Source organism: Helicobacter enhydrae (assembly GCF_001693335.1).
In the GTDB taxonomy this organism is placed as follows: Bacteria; Campylobacterota; Campylobacteria; order Campylobacterales; family Helicobacteraceae; genus Helicobacter_G; species Helicobacter_G enhydrae.
Window position 1 is genome coordinate 568,728 of sequence record NZ_CP016503.1, and the last position, 19,011, is coordinate 587,738.

Sequence of the window (19,011 nt, forward strand, 5' to 3'; positions counted from 1 at the left end):
AATGGCAGAAACTAGCATTCTCAATCAAGATTACGAACACACGCAAAAAGAAGTAGAACTTGCCAAAAGTTTTGAAACAATGATGGCAAATTATGCCGGACTTTTAGATATGGATGTGGTATTTGACGCACAACTTGCCTCTACAAGATTGAGCCTAAAAGACATTTTGAAACTCGAAAAAGGCTCTGTGATCGATTTGCAAAAACCTGCAGGAGAGAGTGTAGAGGCATTTGTCAATGGTAGAGTGATCGGAAAAGGGGAGGTGATGGTGTATGAGAAAAACCTCGCTATCCGCCTCAATGAAATCCTTGATTCTGATGCAATTGTGTATTACATCACACGAGAGAGAATCTGAATTGTCACTCAATGCCAAAACACTGCAAAAGTTTTTTTTCTTATTGTTGGCACCCGTTTTTCTAAATGCCGACACCATCGATGCCAAAACCCCCATAGAGACTTCAGATTTTTGGTGGCAATATGCTGCTGTCATTCTCATTCTCCTCTCTCTGATCGGCTTACTCCTCTATGTCAAAAGAAAAAACCAGAATTCATTGCAAAAAAACATTGCATTTCAACAGGTTTATTTGACTTCACATCTCAAGCTTCTCACCATTGAAATCAATCACAAAACATATCTTGTCCTTTGCAATCAAAAAGAAATGATCCTTCTTGATTCAAGTACACAGCATAACAAACAAGAGGATTTTATGGAGCTCATTCAAGAGGAGTGATATGACACAATATCGCCTTATTATCACTTGCTCACTCTCGCTTCTATTGCACCTAGCATTGATAGCTTTGTTTTTGCACAACTCCAAAGAATTAGGATTCAAAAAGGGAGTTGGGGATGAACGCATCAATGCTTCTTCTTTTCGTTTTAGCGATGCAAATGCCCAAGCCAAATACGCCAAAAACGCTCAACCTCAAACACAAAAATCCAGCAGTCACCTTCAAAAGCAAGTGACCAAAACCAAACCCCAAAAAAACCACAATCCTCAGAATCAAACAACCCCCAATCATCCATTGCAACAAACAAGCACCAATCAAGACAAGCCTCAAGAAGATTCCCTCCCCCCCACTCCGACTTATCAAGCCAGTGAGGCACCTCCTATTGAAGAAACCCTCGCTTTCCAACTCGCTGATACCCAAACAAAACAAAACATCTCTCAATTTTATGGAGCGGATTTTGGACAACTTGGTTTTGAAGAAAAAGAATTCATTCTCAACAATCTCTCCTATATCGGAAAAATCACACAGAGATACCTACGCTACCCACCCAATGCCGGGATGTTGGCTCAAAGTGGCGGCAATGTCATAGAGTTTTATTTGCACCCCAATGGCGATATTTCAGATCTCAAAATCATCAAAGAGAGTGGCTATATCTTGCTAGATCGCAACAGCATCAAAACCATAGAGATCGCCTACAAAGACTATCCGCACCCCAAAACAAAAACACTTATACGCTTCTATATCAATTATTATCTACGCAGACATTAGGCGACTTTTTTCTCAAAAACTCCAAAACTCTAGCTAACACATCATCGTCATCTTTGCTATTTGCCACAAGCACTTCTTTGGTTGCATCATTAAACTGCACGCTGATGTTTTGCCCATAATTTGAAATCATTTTGACCCCACAAGCACCGCCCAAAATTTTAATCAAAATCAAATCCAAAAATTGCCTACTATACACATCTAGTTTGCCAAAGCGATCTTCGATCTCTGCTTGTATTTCAAACACATCAGTCACACTTTTACACAACGACAAACGGCGATAGAGCTCAAGCCTCAAACGATCTGAAGCAATGAGTTCGGGATTAAGATAGGCACTCACATTGAGTTTGAGCTCTACACTTTTGGCATACAGAGTTTCACGACCACTCAAGGTATTGATACAATCCTCCAACATCTTGAGGTATAGCCCATAGCCAATGTTTTTGATATGCCCACTTTGAGCCTCGCCTAACAGATTCCCACCACCGCGAATCTCCAAATCGTGATATGCCAAAGAAGCCCCGCTCCCCAAATAGCTATTACGCTCCAAAGCCAAAAGTCTTTTGCGCGCATCTTGTGTCAGTCGCCCCTGATCTTGAAGCAAAAAATAACAAAAGCCAATCTTGCTCCCTCTCCCCACTCTTCCACGCAATTGGTGTAAATCTGCGATTCCAAAGCGATCGGCCCCCTCTACAATCATCGTATTGGCATTATCAAGATGAATCCCTGATTCGATGATAGAGGTGCAAAGCAAGACATCATATTCCCCTTTTGCAAAATCTGCAATCACCCTCTCTTCTTGCAAATCCCCGACTTTGGAATGAATGATACCAATCCTCAAATGAGGCATCAAATCAAGCAACTCTTGTTTTTTCTGCTCAATACTTGCGATGTGGTTATGGATAAAAAAGACCTGCCCCCCACGACGCATCTCGCGAGAAATCACCTCTTTGATCAACCCATCATCGCCCTCTTTGACAAATGTTTTCACTCCCTCACGCTCTTTGGGGGGAGTTTTTAGGACACTCATACCTTTGATTGAAGAGAGTGCCATATTTAATGTTCTAGGAATAGGAGTGGCTGACATAGAAAGCAAATGCACATTTTGGCTCAACTCTTTGATTTTTTCTTTTTGCTTAACTCCAAACTTGTGCTCTTCATCGACAATCAACAATCCTAGCTTTGCAAACCTAGCCCCAAGCACACTATGAGTTGCCACCAAAATATCAATCTCTCCATTTGCTACATTCTCAAGCACTCGCTTTTTGTCTTTGCTATTAGAATCAAGTTTAGCCACACGCATTCCAAATGGCTCGAAGCGTTTTTGCAAAGTCGCATAATGCTGAGAGGCAAGTAGGGTTGTAGGCACCACCAATGCCCCTTGAAAATGATTCTTGCAAACTGCATAGAGTGCGTTCATCGCCACTTCAGTTTTGCCAAACCCCACATCTCCGCTCAAAAGTCGATCCATCACCTTCCCACTCCCCAAATCTTGCAAAATCTCTTGAATGCTAGTGCTTTGATCTAGTGTCAAATTAAACCCGCAATGTTTTTGGAAGTTTTGCAACTCATAGTCTTCTAAAATGATCTGATCCCCCTCCAACAAATCGCGTTTAGCCGCCAATGCAATGATACTTCCAGCAATCTCAAACAATTTCCCCTTCACTTTTTCTTTGAGCTTTGCAAAAGTTCCTTTGCCCAAACGATCCAGTGTGGGCACTCCTCCAGCATTTGCGACATAGCGATCGATCAAATGTAGATTTTCCACAGGCAATAGCAAAGAATCTTCCCCTTGATAATCAATACGCATAAAATCACGCACACTCCCCACAACTTGCGTCTGCACAATCCCTCTGAAAATCCCCACACCATAATCGCTATGGACTACATACTCCCCGACACTCAATTCATCAAGCAAAATCTTAGGGCGGCGTTTTTTGAGTTTTTTTTGTTTTTTGTTGATGGATAGTATCAGCTTTTGGGGAGTGAGGATATTCACAATGCAAGGAGACACTTCGCACTTCACACCACTAAGATCATAGGAGTATTTCAAATGCTCAAACATCGATTCTTGTGGTGCCAACAAAACAATCTGTCTATCCCCATAACCAGCGATAAAGTTCGCTAGATTTTTGAGCTCAAATGCCACATCACAATACCTCTCATCTTGATGAAGCACCACAAACTCTTCCAAATCTTGCAAACACAGATCGCTTTGCTCTTTGAATTCAAAAAAACTCTGTGCCTCCACAACTGCCTGAGGAGTGATGGCAGTCTTATAAACTTTGGGTAGCAAGACTTTGTTTTGCAAAAACCAAAACCCAAAACTCCTCATATCCGCACTCAAAGATTGAGTGCATTTTTGAGAGATTTCTTCTTGTAGTGATTCTGCCTCTTTGGCATCCAAAGAAAACAAAGCCGGAGGAATCTCTAGCGTTTGATGATGTAGATTGAGGCAAATTTGAGTTTGCAAATCAAAAGTTTTGATATCTTCAACAATGTTGTCAAAAAAAGAAATACGATATGGATTTGCACTAGAAGGCACAAAAATATCCACAATATCCCCGCGGAAACTAACCTCCCCCTCCATTTCCACAAGATCCACAACCTCATATCCCAAATCTAGGATTTTCTGTTGGAATGCTTGCAAATCCAAATCTTGGTTTGGGGCAATCTCTAGCCCACCAAAATGTTTTGCACAAGGCATACGATACACAACGCTAGAAAATGGGGAGATCAGAAGTTTTTTGCCCTCATAAGCATAAAACTCTCGCAAAATCGCAAAAAGTGCGGAGAGTTCTTGCGAAAAGCTACGCAAATCATCTCCAAAAATTGCACGAAAATGAGGCAATACAAAGGGCTTGATTCCACAAGCAAGATACTCCATCATCTCACAAGCTTCACTAGCCTCATTATGATCTGCAACAAGCAAGAGCTCAAAATCAATCAAACCTTGCTCTGCAAGTTTATATAAACAACTTGCAATCATCTACTCTAGTCTATCCCCATCTTCGACGATACTCTCTCCGGTCAAAATCCCTTTTCTCTCAATCACAAGTTCGTGACTTGTTACCTTTCCATCAATCTTGCCTTGAGGCATAATTTCAACAACTCTTGATTTCACACTGCCGACAAATTTTCCATTCACGATAAGTTTTTCTGAATAGATTTCGCCATTCACAACGCCACTTTTGCCAATATTGATAGTATGCGAGGAGTGGATCACGCCCTCAAACTCACCATCGATATGCAAATGACATTGAGTGTCAATCTCTCCTTTTATTTTTGTTCCACTTGCAATGATGGTTGCTCCACTTCCTTCATTAGTGTGTTGATGATCTTGAGTAAAGATTGCCATGGGATATTTTTCTCCTTTTTAAAAATTAAATCAAAATCCTTCATATTCCACTCTACAAAATTCTTGGGATCGATATATGCACCCAAGAAACGGATTTCATAATGCAGATGTGCCCCCGTGCTCAAACCAGAATTGCCACTATAAGCGATAATCTGCCCTTTTTTGACAAAATCTCCTCTTGCCACTAGCACATTGCTCAAATGTGCATAAAAGGTGCGGAATCCAAATGAGTGATCTAGCTTGATAAGATTTCCAAAGCCACCATTATAGTCTTTCCTTGCAAATTCCACAACACCATCTGCTGTCGCATACACTGGCGTCCCGACTTCTGCACTAAAATCCACCCCTGCGTGCAAATGCTCTCTACGCAAAATAGGATGGAGGCGATAGCCAAAATAATCAGAGATTCTCCGATAATAATCCATTGGGTAGCCATTGGGGATAAACTTCATCACAAATGCTTTTTGAATACTCGCCAAAGACACATTTTCGATCCTCTCTTGCAACCCATAGCTTAGATTCTCATAGTTTGCAGAATCAGATGGCACCCCCACCATTCCTTCCAAATACTCCACACGCTCCCCAATCAGCTCAAGCTCTTCGACGCGACGGCTGACTAGCTCGTTGAGCTGATTGTTGGAAATAAGCATTTTGTCATACTCATTGACAAGCATTTGGTTGCTCATAGCAAGGTTGTCAAGCTCATTGTTAAAAACGCGAATCGACACCAGAGCAAAAAAAATCAAAGTGACAACAAAAACAAGAAAATACCAAAGAAAATATTTAAACAAAATATGGATATTAAAGATTTTGCTTCCCTGCTCATCTGTGAGCATAATCACCAAGCGTTTATCACAAGCCTGCATCGGTTTTTCCTTGATAATCTAAACGATAAGTGCGTAATTGCGAGAGATCTTCAATCGCCCAGAGCAAAGAAGCCCATTTGATGTGTGCGGTGTTTTTGAAAAATGATTCAAAATTGCCTCCATTCCAAGAGATGTAGTCCATTGCATTTTGATACCCACCCAAAAATCGAATCTCATAATACAAGCGCGCACCAGCACTATTTCCACTATTGCCCGAATACCCCAACAACTGCCCCTTTTGCACAAATGCACCGCGTTTGACTGCGATTTTGGACAAATGTGCATACATCGAGCTAAATCCATAAGAGTGCACAATTTTTACAAAACGCCCATATCCACTGTTGCCATTACGCACCAAATCCACGATGCCATCTGCTGTCGCATACACAGGCGTATCTACAGCCACGATATAATCCACTCCCGAGGCAATCCCTGTGATATTTTTCAATGGATGAATGCGTTGTGAAGAAGAGACAATCTTTGTGAAATCTTGGAGAGGATTCCCATTTGGAATCACTTGCAAAAGTATTTGCTTCTGAAATGCACTCACACTATCGATCTCAACAGGCGATGCGACCACTTCATCGGTGTTTTTGCCAAGATTGACAATCTCTTCCAAATCCTCTACCTTTTTGCTCACCTCGATTAGCTCGTTGGATTTGAGATTGATACGATCTTTGAGTGTCTGATTTTGTGCGTAAATGTAGCGGTATTTTTCAAGCATTGTTTCTTTGCTATGACTAATATCCACAATCTCGCCCATCAAATAATACATCAGCACAAACCCTGCCCCAATCATCAACACGACGCCCAAAGTAAATGCCAAAAAGATCTTTTTTGCATTTTTGTGGATATTAAATTGCCTTGATCCATCACAATCCACAACACTCAATAAGAATCTATTTTTCATCAAGCACTCCAGCATCCCTGCGTTTCAAGAACTCAGCGACAACACTAAAAGATCCAAAAACCAAATATTGCTTGCAAGACAAAAGCGTGTTATCAAAAACATCATAAGAGATTTTCAAATTTTCAAGTATTCCACACAACACTTGTTCTTGGATAATACGCTCATTGTTTGAGATGCGTATGATTTGCACCTTCTCTACTATAGGTCGCAACACCTCTAGCACAGCTTCAATGTCTTTCTGCCAATAAGCATTAAAAACAAGAACCACCTTCTCATTCCCCAAAGCCCTCTTGAGTGCCAAAGCACCATCGACATTGTGCCCCACATCCACAATCACATTGGGTGCAATCCTCTGCATTCTGCCACACAAATCCGATACAAATACCTTGGGCTCCACACCCAAGAAACGCAAAACTTCACACGCAAGAGAAAAGTTTTGCTCCAAAAAATTCAAGTGGGGTTTTTGCAGTGTTGTAAGGTTTGATTCTTTTTCTTGTGCTATTTTGTGGGCAATTTCATAAACCTCTAGATGATTTTGACTCCCCAAAAACGCGACGCTTCCCATTGATTTGAGTTTGGTTTGAGCGATTTGTACAACACTCTCCCCCAAAACTTCTTGATGATCTAAGCCAATTTGAGTAAAAACAGAAATCTTATCCTCAATCACATTTGTGCTATCAAACTCCCCCCCAAGCCCAGCTTCCAACACCAAATAATCCAAATCTCTTGCCAAAAACAAAGCCAAAAAAGTGGCATATTCAAAATAACTCACTTCTTGCATATAAGCCCTTGTGCTTATCTCAAGATGCACTTCCTCAAGACGCCTAAAACTCACAATAGAGCCATCACAATAAAACCTCTCATTGAAAGCAAAAAGATGAGGAGAAGTGAAATGCAAATAATTTTTCAAGTTGCGTGCAATCAAGCGTCCAGTGCTTCCTTTGCCATTTGTCCCCACGATATGAATGACTTTTGGCGTAAAAGTTTGCAAGAAATCTTTGGCAAAGAGGGGGAAGATCTTTTTGATTCTATGGGGATCGAAATGGTGTGTTTCCTGCCCCTTTGCACTCAAATACTCATTGAGATTTTTTGGCATCATGAGTGATCCCCTGATAGAACAATTTGGCGACAAACTGATCGATGGCTTGTTGTCCGGCGAGTTTGATTGCCTCAAATTGTGCGATTTGAACAGAAACTGATGACATTGCCTGAGTCGCAGCATAATCACTGCTCCCATCAAAACTCACAGAAAAATCCTCACCATAGATTGTTTTGTAAGAAATTTTGACCACAACATTAGCCCTATAATGCGTCGCAAAACCATCTTGATCTTCAGCGATAGGAGAAAAAGAGATAGAGCTAAATCCGATGCGTATGATACTTGTTGCTTCATCTTTTGGGACAAGCAAAAGATGGAGTCTAGAGATGATGGCTTGATTGAGCATATCTTTGAGTGCAGATGAGGGTTTGGGGAATTCAGGGTTGATCTGGGCTTCCACATACACACTCTCACCAAAGGCAGAGCGTGCAAAATGTGCCAATGGCTTATAGCCACACCCAGCAAAAATCAAAGCAAACACTAAAGCACAAATTCTCATTTTAAAACAAAATTGACAAGTTTTGAAGGCACATAAATCTCTTTGCTCACTTCTTTATCTATCCATTTATCCACAGATTCTTTTGCAATCAGTAGTATTTCCTCTTTGGAGGCTGTTTTGGGGACTTCGACCTCTGCACGCTTTTTGCCATTCACACTCACAACGATATGCAAACTCTCATCCTCCAAAGCCCCTTCATCAATCTCCAAAATCCCAAAATTTTTACGCCCAAAATATTTCTCACTCAAATGATGAGACAAATGAGGCACGATCGGCTCTAAAAGATTGAGCAAGATATAATACCCCTCGCTCCAAACCTCTTGATTGTCTTGATGACTTAACGCATTGAGTGCTTCCATACAAGAGCTAATGAGGGTATTGAAAGGATAGCCAGCCATCTGCTTGTCAAAAATCTCTTGACTTTTCTTGAGAGCCTCATAGACTTTTTTGCGTGCGAGTTTTGATTCTTGGCTTAGCCCCTGTGTTTGCACACAAGGGATCGAATCGGAGGGCTTGATATTTTTGCTTCTCTCCCAAAGTCTTTTCAAAAAACGATATGCCCCCTCAAGCGCACTATCGCTCCACTCCAACTCTTTTGTCGGCGGTGCAGCAAAAAGGATAAACAATCTAGCACTATCTGCCCCAAAATCCCTAACAATTCCATTTGGATCTACAATATTGCCCTTGCTCTTGCTCATCTTCACCCCATCTTTGAGCACCATTCCTTGAGTGAGCAAATGCTCAAATGGCTCTTTTAGCTCTATTTCTCCCAAGCGATCAAGCACTTTGGTCCAAAACCTTGCATACAGCAAATGCAAAATTGCGTGCTCAACTCCACCAATATATTCATCAACCCCAAGCCAATATCGCATTGATTGTGGATCTAGGGCAGTCTCATTGCGTTTTGCCTTGGGAGTGGTATAACGCAAAAAATACCAACTAGATTCCATAAAAGTATCCATCGTGTCTGTTTCTCTCACCGCTTCTTTGTGGCATTTTGGGCAAAGGCATTTTTTCCATTCAAGATGTTTTTGCAATGGATTGCCTTCCCCATCGATGATAACATCATAGGGGAGAGTCACAGGTAGATTGCTTTCAGGCACGATGCCACAGGTAGAGCAATGCACCAATGGAATCGGCGTCCCCCAATAACGCTGACGCGAAATCCCCCAATCCTTGAGACGATAATTCACCACTCCTCTGCCTTTTTGGTGCTCCTCAAACCAAGCGATGACTTTTTGGCGTGCCTCTTGCGTTGGAAGTCCATCAAAAGTCGAGCTATTGCACAAAATCCCCTCATCGCAAAATGGCAAATCCTCACATTCGATAACTTTGCGTATGGGGAGAGAATACAATGATGCAAACTCATAATCCCTCTCATCGTGAGCTGGGACCCCCATCAATGCACCACTTCCATAATCTGCCAAAACAAAATTTGCCACCCACACAGGAATCCCTTCCTTGCTCAATGGATGGATGAGGGAAATCCCCAGCTTGACACCCTCTTTTTGTGCGATGGCACGACTTCTTGCATTCATATTAGTCATTTCAAGGATTTTATCTTGCTCTTCTTTGTTGAGATAGGGCATCATTGCTTGGACAAGCTGATGTTCTGGAGCAATCGCACAATAACTCACGCCAAAAATCGTCTCTGGACGCGTGGTAAAAACCTCCACTTCATCTATCCCAAGCTTTTCAGCCCATTTTTTTTCAATCTCAAATGCAAATTGCAATCCACTGGATTTGCCAATCCAATTTTTTTGCATATTCAGCACTTGTTGGGGCCATTTTCCCTCCAAAAGATTAAGATCTTGCAACAAATCTTCAGCAAAATCTGTAATCTTGATATAGTATTGCTCCATCTCTTTTTGCACCACAGGAGTATCGCAACGCCAACATTTCCCATCGATGACTTGCTCATTTGCTAGCACCGTCTGATCATTTTCACACCAATTCAAATAAGCTTTTTTGCGATAAATCAGACCTGCTTCCCACATCTTGACAAAAAACTCTTGCTCCCAACGCGTATAATCCTCATCGCTTGTAGCAAACTCACGCTCAAGGGAAAATGAAAGCCCAAGACTTGCAAGTTCTTTTCTCATCGCATCAATATTGCTATAAGTCCAATCTTTTGGGTGCAAACGATGCTTGATGGCTGCATTTTCTGCAGGCATTCCAAACGAATCCCACCCAATCGGGTGCAAGACATTAAATCCCCTCTGACGATAATACCTTGCCAACGCATCACCGATACAATAGTTTCTCACATGCCCCATGTGGATTGATCCACTAGGATAGGGAAACATACTCAAAATATATTTTTTGGGAAGTGAAAAATCCTCTTTTGGCTCGAACTCTTTGTCTTCAAGCCACTTTTTTTGCCACTGAGATTCTATGATTTTGTGATTGTATTCCTCCATTGCTCACACCTCAATAATCCGCATCTCTTGTTTTTGTGCTCTCAATGAGCATCAAAATCGCTGCGAAGATGTTGGCTGCCAAAGCACCGACTGCTAGAGCATTTGCAAGTTCCCAATGATCTCCAATTTGCAAAAAGAAAAACGCAGGGATCAAATGCAAATCCACCACCAAAGAACTTGCAAGCATTTCAGAAGAAAGCAGATTCTTGACTCCGATTTTGAGTGTGGTGGAGATAAAATTCACAGATGCTGCCACAAATAACATCACCAGATTAGGATCATACAAATACCCAACAACAGAAGTTAAACTCATCAAACTAAAAAAAATAAAAAAAACACGACCCCAATCCATTTATTCCTCCTTAATATATTTCCAAATCAAACTTGTCCATTTTGATACATTTGACGCATTTTCTCACGCTCTCGCTCTCTTTTTTTCTTTTCTGCCAACTTATCTCGATATTGCGACAAATCAAAACCTAGCAACACAATCATTCTAGGAGCAAAAAACATAGAGCTATATGTCCCAATAATCACGCCAACAAGCATAGGCAAACTAAAGCCCACGATGATTTCTCCACCAAATAGGTAAAGTGTCAAAACCACAAAAAGCACGGTCAAAGAAGTCAGCAATGTCCTTGAAAGAGTGCTTGAGAGTGCCTCATTGATGACATCATTGAGTGAAGCGTTGCTCTCTTTCATTGTCTGCTCACGAATACGATCAAAAATGATAATCGTGTCATTAATCGAATAGCCAATAATCGTTAGAAATGCTGCAATCACTTCAAGATTCAAATCAATCCCAAACACAACCACAGAAGCTGCACAAATCAGCACATCATGAAACAAAGCAAAAACTGCCGACAAAGCGAACTTCCACTCATATCGAAACGACACATATACCAAAATCGCAATCAAAGCAAGGCTCAATGCCAAAATACCTTTTTCTTTGAGCTCCTGTCCTACTTTAGGTCCCACAGAATCTACGCGACGCAATTCAAACTGCCCACTTCCCTTCAACGCTTTGATCACTTCTTCATTGATGCGTGTCAAAGGAAGTTTGGCGTTGAAAGGGATTTTGAGCAACGCCTCATCTTTTGAGCCAAACTCGCTCACTTGCACACCTTTGAACGCTTGATTTTTTTCTAGAAGCATACGAATCGTAGAGATAGGAGCATTTTGCTCATAGCGTATTTGCACGATTGTCCCACCATCAAAATCCACGCCATAGCTAAAGCCCTTGAAAAACAAAATAGCACAAGACAATGCAATCAACACCACAGACACTAGAAATGTATAGCGATTGTATTGTGCAAAATTGATGATTCTTTGATTTCTAATGAGTTCCATTGATATTCCTCCTCACACCAAACCAAAAGCTAGGATTTTTCTGCATTTTTTTATACAAAGCCTCATAAATCCCGTGTGTCCCAACAATGGCAGTCAAAATTGATACAATGATCCCAATCGCCATTGTGATCGCAAACCCTTTGATAGTGCCTGTCCCATAAGCATAGAGCAAAAATGCTGCAATCAAAGTCGTGATATTGGAATCAAAAATTGCCCTTGAGGCATTCTCATATCCCAAAGCAATCGCTTGTTTGATTGAATTGCCCTCATAGAGAGCCTCTCTGATACGCTCATTGATGATGATATTTGCATCTACTGCCATTCCCACGGTCAATACAATCCCTGCCATTCCGGGCAAAGTGAGCGTTGCACCCAAAATCGCCATAATCGCCACAATAAGCAAAATATTCACAAGCAATGCACCCACAGCGATCACACCCGCAACAGAATAATAAACAATCATAAATGCTAACACTAACGCAAAACCACTAAAAAGTGCAATCATGCTCGCACGAATACTATCTGCACCCAAACTCGGTCCCACACTTCTTTTCTCAACAATCTCAACAGGAGCAGAAAGTGCCCCACTACGCAAGGCAATCGCTAGATCCCCAGCCTCTTGAGGCGTGAAGTTGCCGCTAATCTGCCCGCTTCCTCCTCCGATCCTCTCACGAATCACAGGTGCAGAAAACACCTGCCTATCCAACACGATCGCCATCCGTTTGCCGACATTGTTGCCTGAAAATTCCGCAAAGAGTTTCGCACCTTTTGAATCAAGACTGAACGCCACAATGGGTTGAGAATTTTGATCATAAGCGACATTGGCATCTGTAATCATCGCACCATCAATGATTGGAACTGCTTTGAGCAAAAGTTTTGAGGGAGAACCCACATATTGCAAAATCACATCCCCATATCTTTGTGCTTCGCTCTCACTCATTTGATCGACACGCATATTGCGTTCTTCATCGACTGCCATCATCTCCAAATGTGCTGATCTAGAAATCAAATCAATCGCTCGTTTTTCATCCTCTTGAGTTTTGATCCCAGGCAATTGCACCAAAATATTTTCTTTGCCCTGACGCGTCACGCTAGGCTCTGCAAGACCAAATAGATCCAAACGATTGCGAATCGTGCTGATGGCTTGATCAATCGCTGATTGCTTGATCTTGTTTTGTTCCTCTTGAGTGAAAACCCCTACAAACTGATTGCTATTTTGCGTGATTTCTAGCCCCTGATTCTGTTGCAAAAGCTCCATCATCTTACCCACATCATCTGTGTCCAAAAGCTCAAAGCTCACACTCTCTTCACTTGCTTTCAAATGATCTAGGAGGATCTTTTGTTCTTTCGCCTCATAGGCAACCATCGTTGCGATTGCCTTGTATTTGGCAACAACTGCGTTTTGGGTTTTGACATCTAGTAGTAGAGTGAGTCCCCCTTGCAAATCAAGACCAAGATTGATTTTGGGACCTCCGACATTTTGGAAAAACGACGGAACGCTAAAAACCAATCCAAAAATGGCAGAAATGCCAAAAATGATTAAACGCCAATTCATTCTTTATTGCTCAACTTTGTAGGCAATGTATTCCTTAGCAATTTTGATAGTGCTTTCACTAGAACGCACAAGAAAAAACCCTTCTTCTTTTTTTGTCACTTCGCCCATCACTCCACCATAAGTCACAACCTTATCTCCAACCTTTAGAGCCTCTAGCATTTCTTTGTGCTTTTGCTGTTGCTTTTTTTGCGGACGAATAAACAAAAAATAAAAAATGACAAAAATCGCCACAAAAGGCAAAATTGTCCCTAAAATATTTGTAAGACCACTTTGTTCCATCAAACAATCCTTCTGAAAAATTTAAAGTCAAAATTCTACCACATTACTTTTTCTACCCAAAACCAAAAGAAACAGACTTCCTAAGATTCCTGCCAAAAGTGAAGCAGACAAAATAGAAATTTTGGCGATTTCGACAAAAGAGGCTTGAGTAAAAGCAAGATTTGCGACAAAAATCGACATCGTAAATCCAATCCCTGCCAAAATCCCAGCCCCCAAAATATGACTCCAAGCGATTCCTGTCGGTCGCGTCGCGATACCAAGTTTCTCGCACAAAAAAGTCAAAAGCAAGATTCCAAGAGGTTTGCCTATCAACAATCCAAGAATCACACCAAGCATTAGATGCATGCTTGCAAAATCCACACCTCCACTCAAACTCACCCCAGCATTGGCAAAAGCAAAAAGAGGCATGATCAAATAAGTCGATAGAGAGTGGAGAGAATGCTCTAGTTTCAAGAGAGGATTTTGCACATAGGAGAGACGCTTGGTGATTTGATGCACAGCATCAAAATGCCCATTGGTGAGCAAAATATCTTTGCGTTCTTCTTCGGCTTTGTTAAAATCAAGGAGATCTTTTTGCACATCTCTCAAAAAATCTTGAGTGAAAATCTTGGGCTTTGCAGGAATGGTAAAAGCCAAGATTACAGCTGAAATTGTCGCGTGGATCCCACTTTCGTGGATACAAAACCACAATGCAACCCCCACACAAAGATAAGGGATGAGATTTCTCACGCCTCCATAATTGAACGCAAAAAGCACACCGGTCAAAAACGCTGAAACTCCAAGCCATTCCCACGCAATCCCGCTACTATAAAAAATCGCAATCACCACAATCGCACCCAAATCATCAACCACTGCCAAAGTTACCAAAAAAAGCTTCAAAGCCGGCGGCACGCGTTTGCCTAGCATCAACACCACACCCAAAGCAAAAGCAATATCTGTTGCCATAGGGATCCCAAATCCATGAGATGTTTCTGTCCCCATATTAAATGCAAGATAGATTCCTGCAGGGACAATCATTCCCCCAATCGCTGCGATTGCAGGAAACGCTGCTTTTTTGAATCCTGATAATCCACCAAAAAGAAACTCTCTTTTGATTTCAAGCCCCACCATCAAAAAAAACAAAGACATCAAAACATCATTCACCCACAAATGCAAGTCAAAGCCATAAAATTTCCCAGCGATGCTTAGTCCCACCTGCTCATGCCACAGATGAAAATACCACTCACTCAATCCGCTATTTGCTACAATCATTGCAAGCACCGCACAGCAAAACAAAAAAACTCCGCCAAAACTCTCTGACATCACAATTTTTTTCATTTTTTCCATCAATACTCCTTATACAACTCGTACCATCTCAAACTGCTGATCCAAATAAACAAGATAACCACTTGTTTTGATTTGCGGATATTGTTTTTGAATATAGAAAGTGTATTGTTTTATCTGTTCATCATAATACCCCTGTTTTCTACCACTTTTGTAATCAAGCACCACAATTTCTTCCAATTTTTGATTCTGATCCTGCAAAAACAACACACAATCCATGCGATAGATTTTGTTTTCTAGCAAAAACGCAACTTCACTCTCCAGGCGACAATAGGCAAAGCTAGATTGAATCTTTTGGCACACTTTTTCAACAATCAAAGGGATTGTTTCAAGTTTTTCAATAGCCAAAAAGGCTCCATATCTATTGCTCAAAAAATCCAAAATCTCTTCTTGCTTGGCACCATAGCCTAGAGCCAACTCCAAAGCACTATGAAACGCCTCCCCCCTTTTGATTGCCTCAATCTCATTGGGCTGATAGGCGATTTGCTCATACCTGATAAACCCCTCCTGCTTCCCAAACCCCTCTTGTTTGAGCGGATAAAACTCTTTGGCACTCACTTTGGGTTTTGTGCTTCTCTCTATGCCAAACTCCCCCCACTCTTGTTGCACAAGCACCTCGTCTCCCGCCACCAAACCGATGCGTTCAAACTCCTTGCCCTGTTGTGTGGGCAAAATCCAGAGCGATGTTTTGGCACGAGTGAGAGCCACATAGAGTAGATTGATTTTTTCTAGGCTCTCTAGCTCTTTTTGTCGTTGCAAAACACTGGCATATTCACTATCAAACACTTCTCTGTGGCTAGTGCGTAGATAAATATGCCCCTCCAAAGAATCATCATAATCGCAAAACATTCCCCCACTACTTCTAGCCTGTCGTGTGCGATCCAAAACAATCAAATGGTCAAACTCCAAACCTTTGGATTTGTGGATTGTCAAGATTTTTAGCCCCTCTTGCTCCTCTTGGATTTCTTGGCAACTTGCACTCTTCATTTTCTCCAAAAACTCCATCTCATCGGCACTCTCACACGCGATCTCCAAAACTTTTTGTGCCACAAATGTTCCAAGTTTGTAAGTCTTGATCACCAAAAACACAAATTCTGCGATCTGCTCAAATGGAATGATCTCGATCTCTTCTCCGATTTTATGCCCTAGCAACTTACACAGGCAATCGCGATAAAACTCAAAAGTTTTGGGATCGTGCTTGGCAAGACTGCATTTCAAAGCATTGATAATGATTTTTGCCTCCCACTTTTCTGCTAGGCTCACCTGCTCCTCTAGCACCACGCGAATCTCTGGGCGTTTCTCTTTGATGAAGCTTCCTAGATTTGCAACCTCTGCATTGGTAAAAACCAAAACCGCGATTTCCTCAAATCCAACACCACAAGAATGCAGTGTGTCTATTTTCTCAAGCACTGCACCAAAAATACTCTCCAAGCCCTCTGCTTTGTCTGCTTTTGCAAGAGGTTTTTCAATCTTGACATACCCCCCAGATTTTTCAGTCTTTTGTGGGACATACAAATCACCATAAGGCTCGGCAAACACGGCATTCACAAACGCCACGACCTCACCGCAAGATCGATAATTACTCTGCAAACTCTCTCTCTGTATGCCGTTTTTGACAATCATACGCATCAAACGCCCATATCCACCCCTAAAACGATAGATACTTTGTTTTTGATCCCCCACTGCAAAAAAGCTCCTCTCCCCTATTCTGCCGACACCTGAGACAATCTCATCAATCAAAGGAGCAAGAAGCTTATACTGAATCACACTCGTATCTTGAAACTCATCTAGCAAAATATGAGAAATCTTATCATCAAGCCTGAAATAGAAAAAATCTTTGAAATCATCAAAATGTGCATTTTGTTTGCACAACAACTCATAGGCTTTGCTCGTGATGTCTGCAAAGTCCAAAACCCCCAAAGAGCAAATCAACTCCTTGCGACTTTGCTGAAACAAATCGCAAAATTCTTTGATTTCATAGAGATAAGATTCAGATTTCCATTTCAAATACCCTTTGAGCAAACGATGCAACGCATCAAAATCTGCCTCATTGAGCCCCAAAGACTTAAAAGAGCGATATTCTGTCCCTTTTTGCACTGCAGTTTTGCTCACAAGATCCTCGATCTTTTGATAGTGCAACGCCTTTCTAGCTGTATCACTGCTTTTGGGATTTGCCTCTATGTCTCTTTGGATCTGTTGCACAAGCTCTGCAATCTGTTGGGCATACAAATCCTCTGCAATGGGTTTGGTGATATTGGGCAATGCGTCCAAATAATCAATAGCGATTTGATGCAAATGCTCAAGAGTCTGATCGATACTATAGTTATGAGACAAACAAAGAAACAAAAAATCGTTTTTTTGCTTTGGATTTAGCTTTTGCAAAAATCTAGCACCAAGTGCTTCAACATCCAACGGAGCAATCTCAAAGCCAAATGGCACACCTGCATACCAACAAAACTTCTTGATCACGGCATTCAAAAAAGAATCAATCGTAGAAATCCTAACCTTTTGCCTCAAAAACTCTTTGAGGATTTGAGGGGCTTTGGCTCTCACTTCCTTAGCATCTAGCCCGTATTCATTATGCAAAGATTCCAAAAGTCCTTGTTGCTCTGCATTGTTTGCACCTGCCAAAATCCTAAGAAATCGTGCGATACGCTCTTTCATCTCATCGACCGCTTTGTTTGTAAAAGTCAGCGACAAAATCTCTCCGATTTTTGCCCCCTGTAACAACAGATAAACATAACGCAGAGCGAGTGCATAGGTTTTACCACTACCAGCCGAAGCTTCCAAAACTAAAAATTGCTTTTCTTTATTCACCACTTGAGTAACCATATCATCTTATAGAATTCTCATAATGTTACCAAAACATCTCATAAAGTTTTCTGATTCTGTCCATGCGTCATCATCCCAAACTTGATGTCCATATACTAAAGTTTTATGATAAAATGCACTAAACTATAACAATCATTTTGATGAACAAAAGGATCCAAAATGGCAAAAAGTCTATACACCACACTTGAAGTCAGCGAAAACGCAAGTAGTGATGAAATCAAAAAAGCCTATAGGCGTCTTGCACGCAAATACCACCCAGACATCAACAAAGCAAAAGATGCAGAAGAAAAATTCAAAGAAATCAATGCCGCTTATGAAATCCTAAGCGATGCCAACAAAAAAGCACAATACGATCAGTTTGGAGATAGTATGTTTGGGGGACAAAATTTCAGCGACTTCACAAGAGGAGCGGGAGCCGGTGTCGATCTCAATGACATCTTGAGCCAAATCTTTGGGAGTGGTGGATATGGCAAAGGCACAGGAGGGGGGTTTGGAGGATTTGGAAACTTTGGAGGGTTTGGGGGACATCCCTTTGATCGTATGCCAGATCTAGACATTCAAGGCAATATCACTATTGCCTTTGAAACCTCAATCCTTGGGGGCAAATACCACTATCAAGGCTTGGACATCAAAATCCCCGCAGGTATCAAAGACGGAGAAACAATCCGTCTCAAAGGCAAAGGACGCACACACAATGGTATCAATGGAGACCTCCTTCTCAAAGTCCAAGTTGCCCCAAGCCCAGAATACACACGCCAACAAGACGATCTCATCAAAACCATAGACATTCCGCTCAAAATCGCCCTCTTTGGCGGTAGCCTTGAAGTGCCAACACTCCACAAAGAAGTCAAGCTCAAAATCCCCTCAGGAGTCAAAAATAATCAAAAATTCAGAATCAAAGAATACGGAGCATTCAATCGCAAAAACAACAGCAAGGGCGACTTATATCTCCAAGCAAATGTTATTTTGCCCCCTATTGAAAGCCTAAGCGACACACTCAAAGATTTGTTGGAAAAGGAGCTTTAA

At 41.5% G+C, this 19,011-nt stretch carries 17 protein-coding genes; 4 read left to right on the forward strand and 13 right to left on the reverse strand.

Going from position 1 to position 19,011, the window contains the following annotated elements; translation table 11 throughout:
• Position 1: 1 nt before the first annotated feature.
• From fliN to BBW65_RS02610, 3 genes are read left to right on the forward strand one after another with little or no spacing between them, the layout of a single operon-like run.
• A complete protein-coding gene (gene fliN / locus BBW65_RS02600) occupies positions 2-355 on the forward strand; it encodes a flagellar motor switch protein FliN (protein WP_066339295.1) in 354 nt (117 codons plus the stop codon).
• Entirely contained in the window at positions 318-731 is a 414-nt protein-coding gene (locus tag BBW65_RS02605; RefSeq protein ID WP_199919465.1) for a hypothetical protein, read from the forward strand. The genes fliN and BBW65_RS02605 overlap by 38 nt, the downstream gene beginning before the upstream one ends.
• A gap of 1 nt (position 732) precedes the next feature.
• Positions 733-1,497, forward strand: coding sequence for an energy transducer TonB (locus BBW65_RS02610; protein WP_066339299.1), 765 nt, complete (start codon positions 733-735; stop codon positions 1,495-1,497).
• Here BBW65_RS02610 and BBW65_RS02615 read toward each other — a convergent pair.
• From BBW65_RS02615 to BBW65_RS02675, 13 genes are read right to left on the reverse strand one after another with little or no spacing between them, the layout of a single operon-like run.
• Positions 1,472-4,483 (reverse strand): DEAD/DEAH box helicase, encoded by a 3,012-nt coding sequence (locus tag BBW65_RS02615; protein WP_066339301.1) that lies wholly within the window; start codon positions 4,481-4,483, stop codon positions 1,472-1,474. The two genes, BBW65_RS02610 and BBW65_RS02615, sit on opposite strands and share 26 nt — an antisense overlap.
• Complete coding sequence (locus BBW65_RS02620) at positions 4,484-4,852, reverse strand: bactofilin family protein (RefSeq protein WP_066339303.1); 369 nt, start codon at positions 4,850-4,852, stop codon at positions 4,484-4,486. It lies immediately after the preceding gene.
• Complete coding sequence (locus BBW65_RS02625) at positions 4,774-5,718, reverse strand: M23 family metallopeptidase (protein WP_066339306.1); 945 nt, start codon at positions 5,716-5,718, stop codon at positions 4,774-4,776. The genes BBW65_RS02620 and BBW65_RS02625 overlap by 79 nt, the downstream gene beginning before the upstream one ends.
• A complete protein-coding gene (locus BBW65_RS02630) occupies positions 5,705-6,628 on the reverse strand; it encodes a M23 family metallopeptidase (RefSeq protein WP_066339308.1) in 924 nt (307 codons plus the stop codon). The genes BBW65_RS02625 and BBW65_RS02630 overlap by 14 nt, the downstream gene beginning before the upstream one ends.
• The gene (locus BBW65_RS02635) at positions 6,618-7,727 is read right to left on the reverse strand and encodes a folylpolyglutamate synthase/dihydrofolate synthase family protein (RefSeq protein ID WP_233702091.1); all 1,110 of its coding nucleotides are present in this window, start codon (positions 7,725-7,727) and stop codon (positions 6,618-6,620) included. The genes BBW65_RS02630 and BBW65_RS02635 overlap by 11 nt, the downstream gene beginning before the upstream one ends.
• The gene (lptE, locus tag BBW65_RS02640; protein WP_066339312.1) at positions 7,705-8,226 is read right to left on the reverse strand and encodes an LPS assembly lipoprotein LptE; all 522 of its coding nucleotides are present in this window, start codon (positions 8,224-8,226) and stop codon (positions 7,705-7,707) included. Before lptE ends, BBW65_RS02635 begins: the two co-directional genes overlap by 23 nt.
• Complete coding sequence (gene leuS / locus BBW65_RS02645; RefSeq protein ID WP_066339315.1) at positions 8,223-10,646, reverse strand: leucine--tRNA ligase; 2,424 nt, start codon at positions 10,644-10,646, stop codon at positions 8,223-8,225. Before leuS ends, lptE begins: the two co-directional genes overlap by 4 nt.
• 10 nt (positions 10,647-10,656) lie before the next feature.
• Positions 10,657-10,998, reverse strand: a complete 342-nt coding sequence (locus BBW65_RS02650; protein WP_066339318.1) for a DUF6394 family protein — start codon at positions 10,996-10,998, stop codon at positions 10,657-10,659.
• Between the two features lie 26 nt (positions 10,999-11,024).
• A complete protein-coding gene (secF, locus tag BBW65_RS02655; RefSeq protein WP_066339321.1) occupies positions 11,025-11,996 on the reverse strand; it encodes a protein translocase subunit SecF in 972 nt (323 codons plus the stop codon).
• Positions 11,983-13,551 (reverse strand): protein translocase subunit SecD, encoded by a 1,569-nt coding sequence (secD, locus tag BBW65_RS02660; protein ID WP_066339322.1) that lies wholly within the window; start codon positions 13,549-13,551, stop codon positions 11,983-11,985. Before secD ends, secF begins: the two co-directional genes overlap by 14 nt.
• Positions 13,552-13,554: 3 nt before the next feature.
• Positions 13,555-13,830 (reverse strand): preprotein translocase subunit YajC, encoded by a 276-nt coding sequence (gene yajC / locus BBW65_RS02665; protein WP_066339324.1) that lies wholly within the window; start codon positions 13,828-13,830, stop codon positions 13,555-13,557.
• Between the two features lie 27 nt (positions 13,831-13,857).
• On the reverse strand, positions 13,858-15,156 hold the full coding sequence (nhaA, locus tag BBW65_RS02670) for a Na+/H+ antiporter NhaA (RefSeq protein ID WP_066339327.1): 1,299 nt from the start codon (positions 15,154-15,156) through the stop codon (positions 13,858-13,860).
• 9 nt (positions 15,157-15,165) lie between these two features.
• Positions 15,166-17,973: a RecB-like helicase gene (locus BBW65_RS02675; protein ID WP_233702093.1), complete on the reverse strand. Its 2,808-nt coding sequence runs from the start codon at positions 17,971-17,973 to the stop codon at positions 15,166-15,168.
• A 171-nt stretch (positions 17,974-18,144) separates the two neighbouring features.
• Between BBW65_RS02675 and BBW65_RS02680 the strand changes: the two genes are divergently transcribed.
• Positions 18,145-19,011, forward strand: a complete 867-nt coding sequence (locus BBW65_RS02680; RefSeq protein ID WP_066339331.1) for a DnaJ C-terminal domain-containing protein — start codon at positions 18,145-18,147, stop codon at positions 19,009-19,011.